Annotated in this window: 13 protein-coding genes; 9 read left to right on the top strand and 4 right to left on the bottom strand. The window is 61.2% G+C overall.

Features of this window, described 5'->3' with window-relative positions:
• Nucleotides 1-307: 307 nt before the first annotated feature.
• Both MSL71_RS16525 and MSL71_RS16530 read left to right on the top strand, forming a co-directional pair.
• Entirely contained in the window at nucleotides 308-3,784 is a 3,477-nt protein-coding gene (locus tag MSL71_RS16525; RefSeq protein ID WP_180142441.1) for a response regulator, read from the top strand.
• Between the two features lie 21 nt (nucleotides 3,785-3,805).
• Complete coding sequence (locus MSL71_RS16530; RefSeq protein ID WP_180142443.1) at nucleotides 3,806-4,873, top strand: HD domain-containing phosphohydrolase; 1,068 nt, start codon at nucleotides 3,806-3,808, stop codon at nucleotides 4,871-4,873.
• A 52-nt stretch (nucleotides 4,874-4,925) separates the two neighbouring features.
• On the opposite strand, the gene cysK is transcribed toward MSL71_RS16530, so the two are convergent.
• Nucleotides 4,926-5,852, bottom strand: a complete 927-nt coding sequence (gene cysK / locus MSL71_RS16535; protein ID WP_180142445.1) for a cysteine synthase A — start codon at nucleotides 5,850-5,852, stop codon at nucleotides 4,926-4,928.
• 221 nt (nucleotides 5,853-6,073) lie between these two features.
• Nucleotides 6,074-7,048, bottom strand: a complete 975-nt coding sequence (epsC, locus tag MSL71_RS16540) for a serine O-acetyltransferase EpsC (protein ID WP_180142447.1) — start codon at nucleotides 7,046-7,048, stop codon at nucleotides 6,074-6,076.
• A gap of 144 nt (nucleotides 7,049-7,192) precedes the next feature.
• Between epsC and MSL71_RS16545 the strand changes: the two genes are divergently transcribed.
• The 7 genes from MSL71_RS16545 (at nucleotide 7,193) to MSL71_RS16575 (ending at nucleotide 14,009) form a co-directional block, all read left to right on the top strand.
• Nucleotides 7,193-7,627 (top strand): helix-turn-helix domain-containing protein, encoded by a 435-nt coding sequence (locus tag MSL71_RS16545; RefSeq protein ID WP_246317810.1) that lies wholly within the window; start codon nucleotides 7,193-7,195, stop codon nucleotides 7,625-7,627.
• Complete coding sequence (locus MSL71_RS16550) at nucleotides 7,581-8,840, top strand: O-acetylhomoserine aminocarboxypropyltransferase/cysteine synthase family protein (protein ID WP_180142449.1); 1,260 nt, start codon at nucleotides 7,581-7,583, stop codon at nucleotides 8,838-8,840. The genes MSL71_RS16545 and MSL71_RS16550 overlap by 47 nt, the downstream gene beginning before the upstream one ends.
• A gap of 373 nt (nucleotides 8,841-9,213) precedes the next feature.
• A complete protein-coding gene (gene metX / locus MSL71_RS16555; RefSeq protein ID WP_180142451.1) occupies nucleotides 9,214-10,341 on the top strand; it encodes a homoserine O-acetyltransferase MetX in 1,128 nt (375 codons plus the stop codon).
• Complete coding sequence (metW, locus tag MSL71_RS16560; protein ID WP_180142453.1) at nucleotides 10,334-10,951, top strand: methionine biosynthesis protein MetW; 618 nt, start codon at nucleotides 10,334-10,336, stop codon at nucleotides 10,949-10,951. Before metX ends, metW begins: the two co-directional genes overlap by 8 nt.
• A gap of 33 nt (nucleotides 10,952-10,984) precedes the next feature.
• The gene (locus MSL71_RS16565; protein ID WP_180142455.1) at nucleotides 10,985-11,443 is read left to right on the top strand and encodes an MOSC domain-containing protein; all 459 of its coding nucleotides are present in this window, start codon (nucleotides 10,985-10,987) and stop codon (nucleotides 11,441-11,443) included.
• A gap of 18 nt (nucleotides 11,444-11,461) precedes the next feature.
• Complete coding sequence (locus MSL71_RS16570) at nucleotides 11,462-12,556, top strand: sensor histidine kinase (RefSeq protein ID WP_180142457.1); 1,095 nt, start codon at nucleotides 11,462-11,464, stop codon at nucleotides 12,554-12,556.
• A gap of 88 nt (nucleotides 12,557-12,644) precedes the next feature.
• Nucleotides 12,645-14,009 carry a sigma-54-dependent transcriptional regulator gene (locus MSL71_RS16575; protein WP_180142459.1) on the top strand — a complete coding sequence of 455 codons (1,365 nt, stop codon included), beginning with the start codon at nucleotides 12,645-12,647 and terminating at the stop codon, nucleotides 14,007-14,009.
• 9 nt (nucleotides 14,010-14,018) lie between these two features.
• Here MSL71_RS16575 and MSL71_RS16580 read toward each other — a convergent pair whose 3' ends face one another.
• Entirely contained in the window at nucleotides 14,019-14,921 is a 903-nt protein-coding gene (locus tag MSL71_RS16580) for a diguanylate cyclase (RefSeq protein ID WP_180142461.1), read from the bottom strand.
• Nucleotides 14,896-18,555: a PAS domain-containing hybrid sensor histidine kinase/response regulator gene (locus tag MSL71_RS16585; RefSeq protein ID WP_180142463.1), complete on the bottom strand. Its 3,660-nt coding sequence runs from the start codon at nucleotides 18,553-18,555 to the stop codon at nucleotides 14,896-14,898. The genes MSL71_RS16580 and MSL71_RS16585 overlap by 26 nt, the downstream gene beginning before the upstream one ends.
• Between the last annotated feature and the right edge of the window lie 263 nt (nucleotides 18,556-18,818).

Here is an 18,818-nt window from a genome sequence, read left to right on the forward strand (position 1 = left end):
TTGCCGCCGGATGCACCGTCGAGGTGAATGGTTACCCTCGAACAACGTCTTTCCTCCTGTTGTCTCTTCCGGGGCATGGAGATGTGAAGGGCAGCTGAGATACCTGGTCCCTTTCCTTTTTTTTCTTTCCCCGTCGACACCCATCGGACGGCTGCGTGCCCTCCGCGAAAAACGGTTCCCCGTGTGACGCCGCTGAGAGCGGCATGGCCTGCAAAAGGGCACACCACACGGCGTTTTGAACGCGGTGGGGCCATGTGCAGCCTGTCTCCTGTTACCTAAAATCCCCTGCGCCGGAGTTTCATGCCCTATGAAGTTATGGCGTTACATTTTGTTCTGGGTCCTTCTGGTGGCCGTCCTTTCGGTGGGGCTCTGGTTCGGCGTGTACTTTCTGAAGGGAGAAATGCGTCACAAGGAGCGTGTGGCCATTCTTAGGGGGTATCGCGCAGAGCTCGGGGAGATGATTTCCCATCGCTGGGAGGTGATCGAGAGCCTGAGCACCGAGCCCATGCTCCGTGAGGTGCTCTCCGGTAGCCCCAGCACTGAGCTGGAACACCTGCTTGACATGCTGGCCCATGCCGAGCACGTGGCCCTTATCTATCTGATGAACAGCGAAGGGCTCACTGTGGCGAGTTCTGCCTACGACGGGGAGAAGAGGGTGACGGGGCTGAACTATCGGTTCCGGCCCTATTTCAAGTACGCCATGACCGGGCGGCGCATGGTGTACCCGGCCGTGGGGGTGACCACCCATCGGCGGGGGATCTACATGTCCATTCCTGTCTGGGACCGGGGCATGGATCCCGTTGGTGTTCTGGTGTTCAAGCTGGACCTAGAGGTGGTGGATGCCCTGTTTCAGGAGCTATCGTCCCCCGTTGTCCTCATGGATTCTTTTGGGGTGGTGTTTGCCAGCAACACACCGGAGTGGCTCTTTCACGTTGTCGAGCACCCTTTGGAGGCGAAGAGTGCAGGCGTGGACCTGAAGCGGCAGTTCGGGGGGAAGCCCCTGAAACTCCTGGGGTGGGACCCCGGACAGCCCGAGGTGTCGGTGGGGTCGGTGCGGTATGACGTCGTGTCCGAGACCATACCCGCTTTTCGGTGGACGGTGGTGGGGCTGTTCTCCGGCGATCCGTACCCGCCCTTTCCCCCGGGGCAGTTGATGATGACCCGGGTCGGTTACCTGGCGGGGCTCTTGCTGGTGACCCTGGTGATCAGCCTCTGGGCCACGGTGCGCAGGCGCCAGCAGGCGGAGCTGGTGCTCATCAAACACCGGGAGACCCTGGAGGGGGTGGTGAACAGGAGGACCCTCCAGCTGGAGGTGGTCAACGACACCCTGGTGCGGGAACTGGAGGAAAAACGGTTTGCGGAAAAGCGGCTCCGTGAGAACGAGACCTCGTTCAAGCGCGCCAACCGTATTGCCGGGGTGGGAAGCTGGGAGTGGTTCCTGATGGAGGACAAGGTGGTGCTCTCCGATGTGATGGTGGCCATCTATAAGGGCGAAGATAAGAGCGAAAGCAGCAGGATTGAGGGTCGGTTTGAGGAGGTCATACAACGCATGGTGCACCCGGATGATTCGGAGATGGTGGTCCGGGCCGGGCGAAGGATGGCCGAGACCGGCACGGGAGAGCCACTGGAATATCGTATTGTCCGGGGCAACGGGGATATCCGCTGGATCCGGGCCGAGGTGCCGGAGGTGAAGGAGTTTCGGCGATCCGGGGAGGTGGTTTCCCTCATCGGTACGGTGCAGGACATCACCGAGCGCAAGCTCAACGAGAACTCCCTGCTGCGCTTCAAGGCGGCCATGGAGCAGTCCGTGGACGGCATTGCCGTGGCAGACCTGGAAGGGGTGGTGGAGTTTGTGAATCCTTCCTGGGCCAAGATGCACGGGTACCGAACCGAGGAGCTGGTGGGGGTGAACCTGGAGTCGTTTCATACGCGGGAGCAGGCCCAAGGCCCCTTGCGGGATTTTTTGAAAAAGGTGACCCGCTACGGCAGCTGCGAGGGGGAGATCGACCACGTGGCCCGCAACGGCCGGGAGTTTCCCACCTGGATGAGCTCGTCCCTTATGGCGGACCATGAAAACAACCCCATCGGCATTGTCTGGATTTGCCGTGAGATCAGCACCCAGAAGCATGCCGAAGCGATCCTGAAGCGCGCCAAAGAAGAAGCCGAGGCCGCCACCCGGGCCAAGAGTGCTTTTCTGGCCAACATGAGCCACGAAATCCGTACCCCCATGAACGGGGTCATCGGCATGATCGACATCCTTTTGGACACCGGCCTCACCCCGGAGCAGAAGGAGTACGCCGAATCGGTGAAGGCCAGTGCCGATGCCCTGTTGATTCTCATCAACGATATCCTTGATCTCTCCAAGATCGAGGCGGGCAAGCTGGACATCGAGGCCATTGATTTCAACCTGCGCCATGTGCTGGAGCCCCTCAGCGATGTCATGGCCATCAAGGCCGGGGAAAAGAGCATCGCCTTTGGCTGCCTGATCCAGGACAACGTACCGGTGCACCTCAACGGGGACCCGGTGCGATTGCGGCAGATCTTGACCAACCTGGCCGGAAATGCCGTCAAGTTTGTGGAAAAGGGCAGTGTCATGATCCGGGTGGCCCTGAAGGAGAAGACGGCCAAGGGCGTGAGGCTCTTTTTCGAGGTGGCGGACACGGGCATCGGCATAGAGGAAGAGGCCCGCTCCAGGATCTTCGACTCCTTTTCACAAGGGGACGTTTCCACCACCAGGCGGTACGGAGGCACGGGGCTGGGGCTCTCCATCTCCCGGCAGCTCACCTGCCTGATGAACGGCAACATCGGGGTGGAGAGCCGTCCGGGCCATGGGACCACCTTCTGGTTCACCGCAGAGTTCGACATCCAGGCAGAGGCCCGGGAGGAGTGGTTCAACTCCAGCGACGTCCTTGAGAACGCCCACCTCCTCGTGGTGGACGACAACGCCGTGAACCGGTGGGTATTTCGCGAGTATGCCCGATCGTGGGGAAGCCGGGTCACCGAGGCGGAGTCCGGGGAGAGCGCCCTTCTGATGGCGGAACAGGCTCGCAAGGACGGAACGCCCTTTGATGCGGCCATCATCGACATGCAGATGCCGGGTATGGACGGGGCGTCTTTGGGGCGGTGTTTCAAAGACGGGGAGACCACCCGCCAGATCCCGCTTTTGATGGCCACCTCCATCGGCCAGAAAGGCGATGCCGCGCACATGGCGGAGCTGGGTTTTTCCGCCTGCCTGACCAAGCCGGTGCGAAAGAAAGACCTGTATGAGCGGCTGAATCAGGTCCTGCATCGTGGTGAGGCAGGGGACCAGAGCCCGGATCTTCGGGATCGGGAGACAAAGGCCCGCGGTGTGTCGGTGGAAACCATGCCCGGGATTCCCGCCATCCACGTGCTGCTGGCCGAAGACAATCCCATGAACCAGCGGGTGGCCGTGAGCATGTTAAAGAAGCTGGGGCATACGGTGAAGGTGGTGAGCAACGGACTGGAGGCGGTGGACGCCTTCGGCAGTGAAGACTTTGACCTGGTGCTCATGGACGGGCAGATGCCGGTGATGGACGGGCTGGAGGCGACCCTGGCCATTCGGCAGCTGGAGCAGGAGGCCCTGGAGATTCCGGAACCGGGGCACGGGCCTGTGCCCATTATCGCGGTGACGGCCAACGCCATGGCCGGGGACCGGGAACGGTTTCTGGAGGCGGGCATGGATGAGTACATCACCAAGCCCATCAAGAAAAAAGAGCTCGAAGAGGTGATCGTCCGGGTCATGGGGGAACGGGAGAAACCATGATGGGGGCGGAGGGGCGAGGGCGTGGACGAACACGGGGTTAACACGTTGGGTGATGGGGCAAAAAGTGCCTGCCGGTCGGGCCGGACCCTGGATCGGGAGGAGATGGATGCCGCCCTGGACCTGGCCCGGGCCATTTTGCCCAGGGACCCTGTCACCCGGGGGCACAGCCTGCGGGTGATGGATTATGCCCTGGCCCTGGCCCGGCGGGTTAAGCTGCCCCGCGTCGTGTTTCCCCACCTGGTGTTCGGCAGCCTGCTCCACGATTGCGGCAAGGGCGGGGTGTCGGACCATATCCTGCAAAAGCCGGGGCCCCTGACCCCCGCCCAGATGCGCCTGATGGGCCTGCACTCCGAGCGGGGCCATGCCATCACCCGGTGTGTGGGGCCCCTGGAGACTGCCTCGCTCTTTATCCGTCAGCACCATGAGCGCTGGGACGGGCAGGGATATCCCGACGGGCTGCGGGAGGAGGAGATACATATCTGCTCGCGGATCATCACCCTGGTGGATGTGTTTGATGCCTTGACCACCCATCGCCCCTATCGAAAGCAGATGCCGGTACAGGCCGCCCTGGGCGTCATGCGAAGCGGCCGGGGAAGTCGTTTTGACCCGGAGCTTACCGACACCTTCCTGGCCATGATCCGAGAGAAAATGGTGCCTGTGAGCCGGGGGCGGACCACCTTGTTTCGTCCCTGGTTCACCCCTTCCCTGGTGGCGGGGGACGCCTCAGCCTCCCTTTGCCATGCCCTGGTGCGAAGCCTTGCTCCCTGCCCGGTGCAGTTGACGGTGGTGGGCTCCGGCGAAGAGGTGTTCAACCAGATGGAGGCCGGGCCCGTGGAGATGATCCTGCTTGGGGAGTCCCTCAGGGACATGACCGGGGCCGAGTGCCTGTGGCTCAGCCGGGAGTTTGCGCCCCGGGCTGTCCGGCTCATGCTCTGCCCCTTCAACCGGCTGGAGGCTCTGGTTGCCCATCGGGAGCAGGCGGGGATCTATCGTTTCGTGGTGATGCCGTGGCAGGAGCGGGCCTTCCGGGAGCTGGTGGAGGAGGCCCTGGTGTGGCGCCAGATTACTGCGGCGGTGACAGGGGCGTGAGGTGGTGCGGGGATGCCGCGGTATTTTTGGGACCGGGCATCCCCTCAGCCGGTCAGGTGAGTTCAAAAAGGGGAGTAGAGAGATAGCGTTCCCCGGTGCTGGGGAGAATCACCACCATGCGTTTTCCTTTGGACTCCGGGCGCCGGGCCACGGCAAGGGCGGCATGGACGGCGGCACCGGATGAGATGCCGCAGAGGAGCCCCTCCTGTTTGGCCAGGAGCCGGGCCGTGACAAAGGCCTCTTCCGAGGGTACGGTGACCACCTCGTCCACCACGGACAGGTCCAGGGCCCCCGGGACAAACCCGGCGCCGATGCCCTGGATTTTGTGGGGGGCGGCAGCACCGCCTGAAAGGATGGGGGACTCGGCCGGTTCCACGGCAATGGCTTTGAAATCCGGGTTGACCCGCTTCAGCACCTGGCTGATGCCGGAGATGGTGCCGCCCGTGCCCACCCCGGCCACCACCATGTCCACCTCGCCGCTCAGGGCGTTCAGGATCTCGGGGGCTGTTGTCTTTCGGTGGATCTCCTGGTTGGCGGGGTTCTCGAACTGGTTGGGCAAAAAGGCGTTTCCGCTTTTTTCCACGAGGTCCATGGCCGCATCGATGGAGCCCTTCATGCCCTTGTCCCCGGGGGTGAGGATCAGTTTTGCCCCGAAGTGGGTGAGGAGCTTGCGCCGCTCAACGCTCATGGTCTCCGGCATGGTGAGGCAGAGGCGCAAGCCGCGGCGGGCGCAGAGCATGGCCAGGGCGATGCCGGTGTTGCCGCTGGTGGGCTCCACGATAAGGGTCTCGTCGTTGATGCGCCCGTCCCGGATTCCTGCCTCGATCATGGCAAAGCCCAGGCGGTCCTTGACGCTTCCCCCGGGGTTGAAAAACTCCAGCTTGGCGTAGATCTCCACGGGCAAGCCTTCGGCCATGCGGTTGAGGCGGACCAGTGGGGTCCTGCCGATGGATTGGTCTACGGTGTTATATTTAAACATGAGGTCTCCTTTGATTTGCGTGACGCTTTGGACCGTTACGGGCTAACATCGTGGCGGTTCGGGCGTAGCGATACCATGTCCAGCATTGGGGGGCAGTAAAGCCGATATCGCCGGTAAGGCTGACTTAACCGCTACCGCCTGACACGGGCACAGCCCGTCAGCGAATGTGACAACCCGAGGTACGAGGGTTGGAACATTCGCGAACCAGCTTTCGAGGTGGCTCACCTCGTTTTTGACCCGTTGGAGTCCATGTAGATGAGCTCCGGGGTTTCGATGAAGACCTTGGTGTCCGCGGGCACCGAGGTGGTGAGCCAGACGTTGCCGCCGATGGTGCAGTTCCTGCCGATGGTGGTCTTGCCGCCCAGGATCGTGGCGCCGGAGTAGATGATGGCGTTGTCCTCGATGGTGGGGTGGCGCTTTTTCCCCTTGAGGTGTTCACCTGCGCCCGGGGGCAGAGAGAGAGCCCCTAAGGTGACGCCCTGGTAGATGCGCACGTTTTCACCCACGAGGGTGGTCTCTCCGATAACCACGCCGGTGCCGTGGTCGATGGCAAAGCGTTTGCCGATGCGGGCCCCGGGGTGAATGTCGATGCCCGTGGCGCTGTGGGCGATCTCGGTCATGATGCGCGGCAGGATGGGCACTCCGAGCTCGTAGAGCTTGTGGGCCATGCGGTAGACGCTGATGGCGTAAACCCCGGGGTAACTGAAGATGATCTCGTCCACGCTGTGGGCGGCGGGGTCGCCGTCACGGGTGGCCCGGACGTCTTCGGCCAGGGTGCGCTTGATGTCGGGGATGGCCCGGAAGAATTCGAGGACCGCCTCGTGGCCTTCGCTGGCGCAGGAGGTGCAGGACTTGTTGTAACGGTAGCAGTCGTGCCTGAAGGAGAGCACCACCTGCTCGGTGAGCAGGTCATACAAGGTGGTGGTGAGCTGGCCGATGCGGTACGTCAGGTTCAACGGGTCGATCTTTTTCCCGGCAAAGTAGCCGGGGAAGAGGACCTGCATGCCCACCTTGATGATCCTCTTGGCGTCGTGCCGGGAGGGGATGGGCTCGTAGCCCACATGCTTGAAGCACTCGGGCTCGTTGCAGCTGTCGATGATCTCTCGGGTGATGTCGGGCATCAACCGGCGAAATCGTGCGATGGATTCGTTTTCCGAACGGCAGCGGTCTGCTTCCTGGGGATATATTGGGTTCATGGGACTGGTATGCTCCGATAAAAGGTGATCAATAGTTGGTGGGGTCAAGCGGCATTCATACCTGCCCGGCCTTAATTGACGTACATACCACATTGTGGTAGCTTGGGGCAACGTTGCTCGATACCAAATTTTATCGGAGAATCCATGGACAGTAAAGAGTTCGCGGCCATACGCGGCCGGTTGGCCAAGACCCAGAAAGAGATGGCGGCACTGCTGGGCCTGTCGGTCAAGGCGGTCCACAGCTACGAACAGGGGTGGCGATCCGTCCCCGCCCATGTGGAGAAACAGCTCCTCTTTCTGCTGGCCCGGAGAAGGGGGCAGAGCGCTTCTCCCTGCTGGGCGGTGAAGGGGTGTGACCCCGCGCGGAAAAGGAGGTGCCCTGCCTGGGAATTCCAGGCAGGGGACATGTGCTGGTTTCTCTCGGGAACCTCCTGCGATACCCAGGGGCCCCTCTCCTGGGAAGAGAAGATGAAGCAGTGTCGGCGCTGCCCCGTCTTGAACTACACAACCCTCCTCGGATTGAGAGAACACCATGACCGACCCCTTGAAACGGAAGTTTGCCACCCGCGTGATCCATAGCGGCCAGGAGACCCACGCCTGGGAGGGGGCCACCCTGCCCCCCGTCTATCAAAGCGCCTCCCACAGGCACCCCACGGCCGAGAGCCTCTCCGATGCCTTTTCAGGCCAGGGGGGCCATATCTACGGCCGCCTCTCCAACCCCACCAACGACGTCCTCGAAGCCAAGCTCAGCGACCTGGAGCAGGGCCGTGGATCCCTTGTCATGGCCTCGGGCATGGCCGCCGTCAGCAACACCTGCATGGCCCTTTTGCGGGCCGGGGACGAGTTTGTGGCCGGTCGTTCCCTGTTCATGTCCACCTGGCTGCTCTTTACCCGCATTTTTAAGAAATACGGCATCACCGCCCGCCTGGCCGATCCCACGGACCTGGATGCCATGGAAGCCGCCATTACCGAGAAGACCCGCTTTCTCTACATCGAGAGCATCGGCAACCCGGCCATGGACGTGCCGGATATCGAACAAACCGCGGCCCTGGCCCACGCCCACGGTCTTCCCCTGGTGGTGGACAACACCCTGGGCACCCCCTTTCTCGTCCGGCCCCTGGAGCTGGGCGCCGACGCCGTGGTGCACTCCACCACCAAGTACATCAGCGGCCACGGCAACGCCACGGGCGGGGTGGTGGTGGATGGGGGCTCCTTTGACTGGGCCACGGAAAAATTCGCCGATTTTGCCCCCTTTGTGGAAAAAAAAGGGAAACTGGCGCTCCTGGACCGCATCTGGCGGGAACACCACATCAACCACGGCACCACCCAGGCCCCCATGAACAGCTACCTCACCATGGTGGGGCTCGATACCCTGGCCCTGCGCATGGAGCGGCACCTGGAAAACGCCCTGGCCGTGGCCCGCTTTTTAGAGGCCCACCCCAAAGTCGCCTGGGTCAACTTTCCCGGTCTCCACGGCCACCCCAACCGGGAGGTGGCCCAGAAACAGTTCGGCGGCAAAGGCTTCGGCGCCATGCTCACCTTTGGCCTTGAAAGCGAAGCTGCCTGTCGCAAAACCATCGATGGCCTCTCCATGATCTATCACCTGGCCAACATCGGAGACTGCAAAAGCCTGATGATCCACCCCTGGTCCACCCAGTACGTCTCCTTCGAGCCCGACGAGAAAACAGCCCTGGGGATCCGCCCCGACATGCTGCGCCTCTCCGTGGGCATCGAGGCCGTGGAAGACATTATCGAAGACCTGGACCAGGCCATTGAGATGGGCAGGGGATAGGGTTCAAAACAGCGGTTTCTTCTGGTGAAAAATACGAGAAAAAAGCGCCTCCGGCGGCCAGGGGATGATCCCCTGGACCCCAGGTTGCGAAAGCCCTCCCCCTTCGTTCCTCAGGGGAAGAGCTTTCGCGAAGGTTTCTGTGAAAGTAACTATTCAGCTCCAAAAAACAGCCTCCGGCGGCAAGGTGTGCCACCTTGAAAGCAGATAGCGGATGTGACTTGCCCCTCGTTCCTCGGGTCAAATCACATCCGCATTTATAACGGCATTCAGGCAACTGTTTTTTTATGACCTATTTGTTAAACTTTTTAAAAGTTTAGCCCCCGGCAGGGCCGCCGGAGGCTTGTTTGAACTGAAACATGAGGAAGGAAAGTCGATGGTGCACGCGGTGAAGCAGGGGCTTTCAGGGCTGCAGGTGCATACCCTGGACGGGCCGATGACCCTTGAGAGCGGGGAGGCCCTGCCGGAGGTGACGGTTGCTTTTGAGACCTGGGGGACCCTGGATGAGGACAAGGGCAACGCCATTTTGATCTGCCATGCCCTCACCGGGGATTCCCACGCGGCATCTGCGCCGGGGGAGGAGCTGCCCGGGTGGTGGGAGACCATGGTGGGGCCGGGGCGGGCCATTGATACGGACCGCTATTTCGTCATCTGTTCCAACGTGCTGGGGGGCTGCATGGGTACCACCGGGCCTTCTTCCGTTAATCCGGAGACGGGGCGTCCCTTTGGAACCGATTTCCCGGTGGTGACCATCGGGGACATGGTGAGGGTTCAGGCGGGGCTGGTGGATCATCTTGGCATCGGGCGTCTTCATGCGGTCATCGGGGGCTCCGTGGGGGGCATGCAGGTGCTCTCCTGGTGCCGTCAGTTTCCGGAGCGGGTGGGCTCCGGGGTGGCCCTTGCCACCACCATGCGTCATTCGGCGTTGTCCATTGCCTTCAACGAGGTGGCCCGCCAGTCCATTGTTTCTGACCCCAACTGGAACAAGGGGCATTACTACGGAGGGGAGAAGCCGGCCCTGGGACTGTCCGTGGCCCGCATGATCGGCCACATCACCTATCTGTCCGACGACGCCATGCATCGAAAGTTCGGGCGGCGGCTCCAGAACAGCGATGAGTTCGCCTTTGATTTTGACGCTGAGTTCCAGGTGGAGAGTTATCTTCACTACCAGGGCGCCAAGTTTGTGGACCGTTTTGACGCCAACTCCCTGCTCTACATCACCAAAGCCGCCGACTATTTCGACGTGGAGGAGGGCTTTCGCGACGGCGGGGCCCTGGAGCGCATGGCCGAGATGGGGCACCCTTTTCTGGTGGTGTCCTATACCTCTGACTGGCTCTATCCCACCTACCAGAACCGGGCCATCGTGAGTCTTTTCAAGCGCCACGGGGTGGACGTGAGTTTCTGCGAGATCAAGGCGAGCTGCGGTCACGACGCTTTTCTTTTGCCCAGCGATCGCCTCTCCACCATCCTCACCGGATTTCTGGGAAAGGGGGCCCATGCCTGAGAGTTTGAAAAACCTGCGCTTTGACCTGTCCATCATCGCTTCCTGGGTGAGGCCCGGGTCCCGCGTCCTGGGGCTGGGCTGCGGGGACGGTGAGCTGCTCTACGCCCTGAAACGCCACAAAAATGTGTCGGAGACCGGCATCGAGATCGATGAAGCCCAGGTGGCCCGCTGCATCGAGCGGGGTCTCACCGTGGTCCAGGGGGACATGAACGAGGAGGTCAGGGACTACCCCGACGACTTTTTTGATTACGTGATCTGCAGCCAGACCCTTCAGCAGGCCTACGACCCGTCGGGGTTGATCCGGGAGATGCTGCGCATCGGCAAGCACGCCGTGGTCTCCTTTCCCAACTTCTGCCACTGGCGCATCCGGCTCCAGATGCTTGCCTCAGGGCACGTCCCCCGAACCCGGGAGCTGCCCTACGAATGGCATGACACCCCCAACATCCGGGTGCTTTCTTTAAACGATTTTCGCCGGTTCGCAGACGAGGTGGGCTTTTCCATTCGAAGGGAGGCGGCCATCAACTCCCGGGACATCCGGGTTACCGGCACCCGAGTGAGGGTGTGCCCCAACCTGCGGGCCACTTACGGAATTTATCTCATCGGGCGTTGAGCCCTTCTTTGACACGTGAAGGACGGTTAGACCATGGCACACGCACCGCACCAGACAGGCAAGGTGGTTTCCCTTGCCGTCAGCACGAAAAAAGGCATTCCCAAGACCTGCGTCACCGAGGTGACCGTGGTGGAAGACCACGGCATCGAAGGGGACGCCCATGCCGGCCCCTGGCACCGCCAGGTGAGCCTTTTGGCCCGGGAAGGGATTGAGACCATGGTGGCCAAGGGCCTCACCGTGGGATTCGGCGATTTTGCCGAGAACGTGGCCACCGAGGGCATTGACTGGCTCAAGGTGCCGGTGGGCACCCGGGTGGCCATAGGCGATACCGTGGTCCTTGAGATCACCCAGATCGGCAAGACCTGCCACAAGCCCTGCGCCATTTTTCACCGGGCCGGAGACTGCATCATGCCCCGGGAGGGGATTTTCGGAAAAGTGATAGAAGGCGGCCTCCTTCGGGTGGGGGATGCCGTGTTGGTGGGTACAGCCTGACACAGGACATGAGGTCCCATGAAACGACTGCTTCCCATATTGCTTGTGCTGGCCTCCGCCGGGATCGGGGTGCTGCATTTTGTCACCCCGGGCCATGACATGTTCCTCCATGACACCTGGCGGCGCCTCAGCTACTTTCCCATTGCCGTGGGGGCCTTGTTTTACGGCCTCCGGGGGGGGATCATCATGGCCCTGCTCAATTCCCTCGCCTTTATCCCCCATCTTCTCCTGTACATGGGCCGCAACCCCGTGACCTATCGCAGCGAACTCACCGAGGTGGGGCTCTATTTTGCCGCGGGAATCCTTGTGGGCGTTGTGTCGGGAAAGGAGAAGCAGGTGTCCGAACAGTACCGGGCCGTCTCCGAACAGCTTGAGAAGTCCCTTAAGCGGGTCAAGGACGATGCCCGGACCCTTTTGAGCCTGGAAGATCAGTTACGGGTGAGCCAGAAACGGGCGGTGGCAGGGGAGCTCTCCTCTTCCCTGGCCCATGAGATCAAAAACCCTCTGGGGGCCATCCGGGGGGCGGCGGAGATTATCCTGGACGAGGCGCCGGAGGAGGGGCTTTCCCGGAAGTTTGCGGGGATCCTTATTAAAGAGACGGAGCGTCTGGACAAGACCCTTGCCGGGATGCTCGCCATGGCAACGTCCAGGGAGAGCGGCACCCAGGAGGTGGAGCGTACCCTTTCGGAGGTGGTGGATCATGTCAACGACACCATGTCCATCCGATTGAAGGATCGGCAGGTGCGCCTGACCATGGCCTGTGGGGACAACGCCAGGGGGGTGAGGGTGGAAGGGGAGAAGGTGTCCCAGGTTCTGGTGAACCTGGTGCTGAACGCGGTGGCGGTGGTGGGCAAGGGGGGGCGCATCGATGTGACGGCCACGGTTTCGGAAGGGGTGTGTTCCGTGACCGTCAGCGACGACGGCCCCGGCATTGCCCCGGATTTTTTCCCGAGGCTCTTTGAGCCTTTTGTCTCCGGGAGCAAGGAGGGCACAGGGCTGGGGCTTCCCATCTCCCGCCGCATTGCCCAGAGCCTGGGTGGCAGCCTGGAGGCCAGAAACCGTGATGAAGGCGGTGCGGAGTTTTGTTTTTCCTTTCCCTGCCTGACGGAGTGAGGGCCTTCGGATATGGGGCGCGTGGCAGGGGTGTTCGAACCAAAACCAACGGGTACGTTTGATTGCCTTTGATGTCAGGAGAATTCACATGGCCGGTCATCTGCTTTTGATTGACGACGACGAAAGCCTTCTGGAAGTGACGTCGCATAATTTGTCCACCGGGGGGTTTTCCGTGCTTGAGGCGCGCAGCGGAGAGGAAGGCCTGGCCCTGTTCGCGAAAAAATGGGTGGATCTGGTGGTGACGGACGTGAAGCTATCGGGCATGGACGGTCTTTCCGTCCTTGCCGCCGTCAAGGAGATCAACCCCGATATCCCGGTCATCGTCATCACCGCCCACGGCACCATCGAAATGGCGGTGGAGGCCATGAAGCAGGGGGCGTTTACCTTTATCACCAAGCCCTTCAGCCGGGACGCCTTGCGGCTCTCCTGTCGAAAGGCACTGGAGATGGGGTCCCTCCAGCGAAAGAACCGAGAGCTCACCGATGAGATCGAGGCCATCCGGGGCAAGGAAGCGCCTGTGGTGGCATCTCCGGTGATGGAGCAGCTCGTGGCCACGGCACGCCGTGTGGCCAACAGCGATGCCCCTGTCCTGATCACCGGCGAATCGGGGACCGGCAAAGAGGTCATCGCCCGGTTGATCCACCGGGAGAGCCCGAGACGCAGCGGCCCCCTGATTACGGTTAACTGCGCCGCCATCCCTGAAAACCTGGTGGAGAGCGAGCTGTTCGGCCACGTGAAGGGGGCCTTTACCGGGGCTGTCTCCGATCAGCCTGGAAAGTTTCGGGCGGCAAACGGGGGCACGCTGTTCCTTGACGAGATCGGGGACCTGCCCCTGGCCATTCAGGCCAAGCTCCTGCGTGCCATTCAGGAGAAGGAGGTGGAGCCCGTGGGGAGTCAGAAGGTGATCTCGTGCGATATCCGCCTGATCTCGGCCACCCACCGGGACCTTGCCAAGGCCATTGTGGAAGGGGCGTTCCGGGAAGATCTCTTCTACCGTATCGGCGTGGTGCCCCTGCACATCCCCCCCTTGCGGGAGCGCCCCGAAGAGATCGTGCCCATGGCGAACCATTTCCTTGCCGCCTTCGGTTCCCATTCCGGCCATTCCCTTGCCTTTACAAAGGGCGCTTCAGGCGCTCTGGTGGCTCACCCCTGGCCCGGCAACATCCGAGAGCTGAAGAATGTGGTGGAGCGTTGCGCCATTCTGGCCTCCGGCCATGCCATCGACACCACCGACCTTGCCCTGGCCGGTTCTTCCGGCACCGCTCCGGGCGGTGAGTTTCGTCTGCCGGAGGGCGGGCTGAGCCTGCCGGACCTGGAAGAGGACCTCATCCGCCAGGCCCTTTCCCGCTCCGGGGGCAACCGTTCCCAGGCTGCCAGGCTTCTGGGCATCCCCCGTCATGTTCTTATCTACCGCCTTGAAAAGTACGGGATTAACGGCTCTGCCGATGCCTGATGCCCTGCATCAGGCCGTGGACTCTCCGCTCACCACCCGGTTTCGTCCCTCTTCTTTTGCCCGGTACAGGGCCTCATCGGCTCGCTTGATGAGGTCATCTGTTCTTTCCCGCAAGGCCAGCCTGCAGGTGGCGGTGCCAAAGCTTGAGGTGATGGCGATGAGCTCCCCGGTCTCGGGGTGGATGATCTCTTTTTCCTCCACCGCTTTTCGTAGCCGTTCCGCAACAGATCGGGCCTGGTCATCCATGGTGCCCGGCATGCACACCACAAATTCCTCCCCCCCGTAACGCCCCAGAAAGTCATACGGCCGGAGGATTTCCTTCAGGGTCTGGCAGAAGCACTGGAGTACCAGGTCCCCTACCTGGTGCCCGTAGGTGTCGTTGACCCGTTTGAAGTAGTCGATGTCGGAGATGAGAAAAGAGAGGGCGGTCTGCTCGCGATGGGCCCGTTCGATCTCCTGCTCAAGGCGCTCCATAAAGGCCCGCCGGTTCATCATGCCGGTCAAGGCGTCGGTGTTGGCCAGCTGGAGGATGCGGTGTTCCAGGTTGATGATGCGCTCTCCGATGCGGATGCGGTACTTGAGCTCTTCCTGGTTGAAGGGTTTGGTGAGGAAATCATCGGCGCCTGCTTCCAGGCCGTGGATGATGTCTTTTTTCTCACCCTTGGTGGTGAGCAGGATGATGTAGATGTACCGAGCAATGTCCAGGTCACGAATGGCCCTGCAGAGTGTGGGCCCGTCCATGAGGGGCATCATCCAGTCCGAGATGAGCAGGCTCGGGGGGCTGGGGCGGGTGATCATCTCAAAGGCTTCCCGGCCGTTGACGGCCACGTCGATATCGTAGCCCCACTTCATCAGGTTGGTTTGAAGGACGCGTCTGGAGATCAGGTCATCTTCGGCGATCATGATTTTCATGGGCCATTCCCTTGAGGGTGAGGGTGAGTTCATGGGCCAGGTCATGGAGTGTGGTTTCCAGGGCTGCGGCCTCTTCTTCTGCCAGGTCAAAGTGTCCGTCGTTTCCGTGGGTTTCCAGGCGCTGGGCTGTTTCGTGGGCCTCGGTGGCGGCAAAATTGACCACAGCCCCCTTGATGCTGTGGGCCAACCGGGCGATGGCCGGCCCGTCTTTGGTCAACAGGACCTGACGGAGGGTGGCCAGGTTGCCGGGAAGCTCCTTTAAAAAAATATCGGTGATTTCCCGGAACAGTTCGGGGTCGTCCAGGACATTTTCCATGGCCGAGGCCATGTCGAAGGTCGTGGCGACAAAGGGCTTTCCAAGGGGGTCGGCCCCGCCGAGGACCCGGTCCACGGTCTCGAAAAGCGTGGCGGGGTTGATGGGCTTGGCAACATAGGCATTCATGCCCGCCTCCAGGCATTTTTCCTGATCGCCCTTCATGGCATGGGCCGTCATGGCGATGATGGGAATCGCGGCGCCCTTTTCAGAGAGGCCGCGGATGATTCGGGTGGCCTCAAAGCCGTCCATTTCGGGCATTTGGACATCCATGAGGATGAGATCGAAGTTCTCGCGTTTGTAAGCTGTCACAGCCTCTTGGCCGTTGACCGCCAGGGTGACCTGATGCCCCTTGGATTTGAGGAGGTTGACGGCAAGGACCTGGTTGACCCGGTTGTCTTCGGCCAGCAGGATCTTGAGTCGTTCCTGCAGGTCGCACACGGTGTGGCGGGTGACGACCGTTGTGTTTTCTCCTTCCTGAAGGCCCATGGTGATGAGGATGGTGTTGAGGAGCTCCGATTGCCTGACGGGTTTGGACAGGTACCCTGAGATTCCCGTCTCCCTGCAGCGCCGGGCGTCTTCTTTTTCTCCCATGGACGAGATCATGATCATTTTCATCCCCTCCCCGAAGGGCGCCTCCTTGATCTTTTGGGCAAGCTCGAATCCGTTGATTTCCGGCATCTGCATATCCAGAAGGGCCAACCGAAAGGGTTTCCCGTTTTCAAGGGCCTTGGCGGCAAGGCCCAGGGCCTCCCGGCCGTCGGCTGCGCTTGAAGGAGAGAGTCCCCAGGTGGTGAGCATCTCCTGTAGAAGAAAGCGGTTGGTGGCGTTGTCGTCCACAATGAGGGTGGGCAGCCCGGCCAGGTCCTGCCTGTTGAGGCGCAGGGAGGGGGGCTCTTCCGAACGGTTCAATTCAAAGACGGCCGTGAAATGGAAGATGCTTCCCGGGCCTCCTTCGGGGGAGCCCCGGTAGAGGTCAGGCACGGGCTCGTCCCCTGCAAAGGGGTTGGGACTTTCGGCCCGGATGGCCCCTCCCATGAGTTTGACCAGTTGCCGGGAGATGGAGAGCCCCAGGCCCGTGCCACCGTATTTTCGGGTGGCAGATCCGTCGGCCTGCTTAAAGCTGTGGAAGATGGTGTCCAGGGTGTCGACGGGGATACCGATGCCGGTGTCGGAGACGGCAAAGCGCAGGGTGACGGTGGTGTCGGTCTGGCTCTCTTTTTCCACGCGGATCACCACCTCCCCTTTTTCCGTGAACTTGATGGCGTTGCCTGCCAGGTTGACGATGATCTGACGAAGCCTGCCCGGGTCTCCCTTCAGGGCGGTGGGCACGTCCGGACGGATGTGGCAGACAAGCTCCAGGCCCTTTTCATGGGCTTTCAGGGCCAGGGTATTCACGGCATTTTCCAGGGTGATCCGCAGATTGAACTCGATGGTTTCAAGCTCCATCTTTCCGGCTTCGATCTTGGAGACATCCAGAATGTCGTTGAGCAGGCCTAAGAGAGCGTTGGCCGACATCTGCGCCATCTCCAGGTATTCCCGCTGCTCCCCGGTGAGGGGGGTGCCCAGGACCAGGTCCGTCATGCCGATGATGCCGTTCATGGGGGTTCGGATTTCATGGCTCATGTTGGCTAAAAATTCGCTTTTGGCGGCGCTGGCCATTTCGGCCCGCTGGGTGAGGGTGTGGGCGTGTTCAATGGCCTTTTCAAGCTCTCGGTTGATCTGTTTGAGCTCTTTTTTTGCCTGCTTTTCCCGGGTGATGTCCTGGAAGTTGGCCACGATGCCGCTGGATTCTCCGGAGGCGTTGCGAAGCAGGGCCGCACCCAGCCGGACATCGATGGTACGGCCTGTCTTGGTGGTGCGCCTCGTCTCCAGCCCTTTGATGTGGGCTCCTCCCAGCACCTTTCGGATGGCGTGGCGGATTTCCGGGAGCAGGGGATCGGGGATGAACGTGCAGGCAGGGTCCCCGAGCTCTTCGGCGGTCCACCCGAACACCTGGGTAAAGGCGGGGTTGACGTAGGTGGCTCGCCCCAGGGTGTTGAACACAGCCACCGGATCCACGATGGTCTCCATGACCGTCCGGATCCTCTCTTCACTCTCCCGGATCTTTTTTTCGGCTTTTTTGATGGCGCTGATGTCCATGAAGGCTTCAAGGATGACATCGCTGCCGTCGAGTTCCACCTGCAGGGCTGTTTTAAAGACCGGAATCCGCCGTCCATCCTTGTGGATGATCATTTTTTCGGACTGATCGACCTGGTTTCCGAGGTTTTTGAGGTGGCAGTGGCCCTCATCTGCGGGACAGATGGTGCGGTGACAGGTGCGGCCGACGATGTCGGCCTCGGAGTCGTGGCCTGTCATCTTAAGGGCCGCGTTGTTGATGCGGCGCACGATATGGTCCTTGCTTACGATCATCACGCCGATGGGCAGGGTGTTGATGATGGTCTCGGTGCTCTCCAGGGATTTTTTGAGCTTCTCTTCCACCATGAGGCTGCGGGTGATGTCCTTGTCCACCCCGCGGTAGCCAAGCCATTCACCGTCTTCTCCCATGATGGGGACCCCGTTGGTGAGCATGCAGACCCGGGTGCCGTCCTTTTTCAGGCACCAGTTTTTCAGGTCCACGATGGGGTGCTTCAGGGCGAAGATTTTCGACATCTTTTTCGCCACGCTGTCGGCCTGGTCCCGGGGCATGAAGTCCATGGGCGTCTTGCCGATCATCTCTTCCGGGGTGTACCCCAGGACCTTGCCGATGTTGCCAGCCGTAAAGGTGTAGATCCCCCGGGTGTCCACCTCCCAGATCCAGTCCGCCATGCTCAGGGAGATGTCCCGAAAGCGGGCTTCGTTGAGGGCCAGGATCCGTTCGGTCTCTTTCTGGTCCGTGACGTCCCTTCCGATACCCCGAAACCCCACAATTTCCCCTGACGGGTCCCTTACCAGGGAGACCGAGGTCTCCACCCGGCGTTTGGAGCCGTCCTTGCGGATCATCTCCCAGGACGCTCCCATGACCGATTCGTTGGATTTGTAGACCCCGGTGAAGATTTCGAAGACGGTTTTCGCATTTTCTTTATCAAGAAAATCCTGGTTGTTTCGGCCCTGGAGCTCTTCTCTGGTGTACCCCAGGAGCTTACAGAAGGCCTGGTTGAAGAAGATAAAGTTTCCCTTGAGGTCCACTTCGAGGTAGCTGTCCGCGATGTTTTCAAAGATGGTGCGGTATTTTTTTTCGTTTTCCTTCAGCTCTTCGGTGATCTGGATGTAGGTGTCCCGTTGCTGCGCAAGGAGCCTGATCTGGTGTTCCAGCTCCAATGGGTTGGGTTTCAGGGACATGGGGCCACCTATGGCTTGGGTGAGGTTTGGTGTGGCGCCGGAACCGCCGGACAGATGGTGGCGGACAAGGGCGGTGACCTGACATCCGTGATGGGCACGGTGCCATGGAAGACGGGGGCGCCTGGTTCTCGGGGGTAAAACCCTGTGGGCGAAGAGACGGGGAAGGGGGCAAGGGGTAGTGGGGCGGTGGAGGATGCCCAATACCTGCCTGTATTTGTAGTATTTTAGCTGGATCAGGGGGGCGGGTCAAGGGGGGACGCCCG

It is taken from the genome of Desulfoluna butyratoxydans (assembly GCF_900699765.1).
Taxonomy (GTDB): domain Bacteria; phylum Desulfobacterota; class Desulfobacteria; order Desulfobacterales; family Desulfolunaceae; genus Desulfoluna; species Desulfoluna butyratoxydans.

Coding starts and splice junctions, on each gene's coding strand:
- MSL71_RS16525 (WP_180142441.1), top strand. CDS start 308: ATGAAGTTATGGCGTTACATTTTGTTCTGGGTCCTTCTGGTGGCCGTC.
- cysK (WP_180142445.1), bottom strand. CDS start 5,852: ATGTTTAAATATAACACCGTAGACCAATCCATCGGCAGGACCCCACTG.
- epsC (WP_180142447.1), bottom strand. CDS start 7,048: ATGAACCCAATATATCCCCAGGAAGCAGACCGCTGCCGTTCGGAAAAC.
- MSL71_RS16545 (WP_246317810.1), top strand. CDS start 7,193: ATGGACAGTAAAGAGTTCGCGGCCATACGCGGCCGGTTGGCCAAGACC.
- MSL71_RS16550 (WP_180142449.1), top strand. CDS start 7,581: ATGACCGACCCCTTGAAACGGAAGTTTGCCACCCGCGTGATCCATAGC.
- metX (WP_180142451.1), top strand. CDS start 9,214: ATGGTGCACGCGGTGAAGCAGGGGCTTTCAGGGCTGCAGGTGCATACC.
- metW (WP_180142453.1), top strand. CDS start 10,334: ATGCCTGAGAGTTTGAAAAACCTGCGCTTTGACCTGTCCATCATCGCT.
- MSL71_RS16565 (WP_180142455.1), top strand. CDS start 10,985: ATGGCACACGCACCGCACCAGACAGGCAAGGTGGTTTCCCTTGCCGTC.
- MSL71_RS16570 (WP_180142457.1), top strand. CDS start 11,462: ATGAAACGACTGCTTCCCATATTGCTTGTGCTGGCCTCCGCCGGGATC.
- MSL71_RS16575 (WP_180142459.1), top strand. CDS start 12,645: ATGGCCGGTCATCTGCTTTTGATTGACGACGACGAAAGCCTTCTGGAA.
- MSL71_RS16580 (WP_180142461.1), bottom strand. CDS start 14,921: ATGAAAATCATGATCGCCGAAGATGACCTGATCTCCAGACGCGTCCTT.
- MSL71_RS16585 (WP_180142463.1), bottom strand. CDS start 18,555: ATGTCCCTGAAACCCAACCCATTGGAGCTGGAACACCAGATCAGGCTC.